Source organism: Pelorhabdus rhamnosifermentans, from assembly GCF_018835585.1.
In the GTDB taxonomy this organism is placed as follows: domain Bacteria; phylum Bacillota; class Negativicutes; order UMGS1260; family UMGS1260; genus Pelorhabdus; species Pelorhabdus rhamnosifermentans.
Genome location: NZ_JAHGVE010000064.1, coordinates 1 through 1,625, shown reverse-complemented (window position 1 = coordinate 1,625; position 1,625 = coordinate 1). Strand labels below are relative to the sequence as shown.

Here is a 1,625-nt window from a genome sequence, read left to right as displayed (position 1 = left end):
GAAGTTGAAAAAGGCTGCAGAAGATGCTTTGAGATATTTGACGGAACACAAGGATATCCATCAATGAAATATTATGCGGGAGGGGTTAGGCGTGAAAATTTGTGATAAAAATTATGATTGTAACGGCGAGTGTTGGATTAATGTTGCAGGAGATCCGCCGTTTGCAGGGGCTATTGCAGATAAATGCAACGGAACATTGGAAGAGCAAAAAATTAATGATGATTATTTTAATGGAAGAAAAACAAAAGATGAAATAGTTAAGTTTTACGATATTAAGGCAGGTGAGCAATCATGACAATCATTGATAAGCCTGTCGTTATTGATATGGGCCGCGTTGAGGATTGGACAATAACCTCACTACGGAAGGCATGTGCCAAGAATCATATCAGCGGTTACACGAAGATGGAGAAAAGCCAGTTGGTTGAGGAAGTAAAAAAGTTATTCGCTAAAGTGGTAGGTGAGCAATCATGACCGTAGAGTTATCTGATAAAACTAAGTCGATATGCCAAGAAAACTATAAATCAAATTGCGGTGGCTGCGAATTGAGACCCGCGTGTGTTAGCCACATAAATTTTGGCATTGAAGGCTTAAATAAGTGGGCAGCAAAGATAAATAATCTTGCGGAGGTGAGTAATCATGATTGAGTATTCAAGGCCGGAAAAAGGCAGGCTGTGTTCTTCTTGTGGGGAGGATGTAGCTGGTATAAAAATCAGTATAGTGCAGACTCAGTTCAATGTATCAAACAACCAATCGTTTTATCTTTGTGAGCATTGTGCTAGAAAATTGGAAGCTGCTTTGCTGTTTGTAAAGGAGGCTGAATAGGGTGGATGGCGAGAAGTTATTAAGCCAAATTGTTGACGAGTTAATGCAGTTAGGCGAAGAAAAGTTTTTCAAGACTATTTTTATGCTAAACGCTATTACGGAAAAAGCGAAAGGACAAGCAGACGAAAACGCCGACCTTCGCGCCAAGCTGGAATCATTACAGCAAGTAATTGATAGCCAGAAAGAGACTAATTTGGTGCTGGTTAATAAGCTGGAAGCTCAGAATAAACAATTTAAATCTTTAGAGGCTAACTCAATAAAAACAATCCGTAAATTACAGGATGAGTTAAAAAGGGGAGAACGCGACGATGCGCGGCAGCAGGTTGAGAGATTACAACAAGTAATTGCAAATTTAGCATTAACTAATGAAAACGATCGTGAAGGATTACAGGCGCAGGTTGCCTTACTTAGAGGTGCGTTGGAAAAGTACAATGATTTAATGCGTATGTCTGAAATGGCGGCTCAATACGGCGGAAAACTTGAAGATAAATTGAAATTTGCCAGCAGACGTGATGCTATTGCGGCAGAAATGGTAAAAGCATTGGACACCACGCCAGTAGAAGCAGCAGAACGGGTGCAGGGGTTGGTGGATGCGCTAGAAAAAGCTATATCATCATTTATTGAAACGGATACTGATGATAACGGTTTTGTTGATAAATTTGAACAAGCAACATGCTCTTTGTTAGAAGAAGCCCTCGCTAAGTATCGAGGAGAAAGTGAGGCGCCAAAATGATACCTGGATTAATTGTAAATGAGATAAGCAAAGACCTCAAATCGTCAGCAATGCCATCACCAATGGTCCA

4 protein-coding genes are annotated in these 1,625 nt (G+C 40.3%); all 4 read left to right on the top strand.

Annotated features, from left to right (window positions below; all coding sequences use genetic code 11):
- The first annotated feature begins 91 nt into the window (after window positions 1–91).
- The 4 genes from Ga0466249_RS25710 (at window position 92) to Ga0466249_RS25695 (ending at window position 1,555) form a co-directional block, all read left to right on the top strand.
- The gene (locus tag Ga0466249_RS25710) at window positions 92–295 is read left to right on the top strand and encodes a hypothetical protein (RefSeq protein WP_215832356.1); all 204 of its coding nucleotides are present in this window, start codon (window positions 92–94) and stop codon (window positions 293–295) included.
- Window positions 292–471: a hypothetical protein gene (locus Ga0466249_RS25705; protein ID WP_215832355.1), complete on the top strand. Its 180-nt coding sequence runs from the start codon at window positions 292–294 to the stop codon at window positions 469–471. Before Ga0466249_RS25710 ends, Ga0466249_RS25705 begins: the two co-directional genes overlap by 4 nt.
- Window positions 472–636: 165 nt before the next feature.
- Complete coding sequence (locus tag Ga0466249_RS25700; RefSeq protein WP_215832354.1) at window positions 637–822, top strand: hypothetical protein; 186 nt, start codon at window positions 637–639, stop codon at window positions 820–822.
- A gap of 1 nt (window position 823) precedes the next feature.
- Complete coding sequence (locus tag Ga0466249_RS25695) at window positions 824–1,555, top strand: hypothetical protein (protein ID WP_215832353.1); 732 nt, start codon at window positions 824–826, stop codon at window positions 1,553–1,555.
- Window positions 1,556–1,625: the final 70 nt, after the last annotated feature.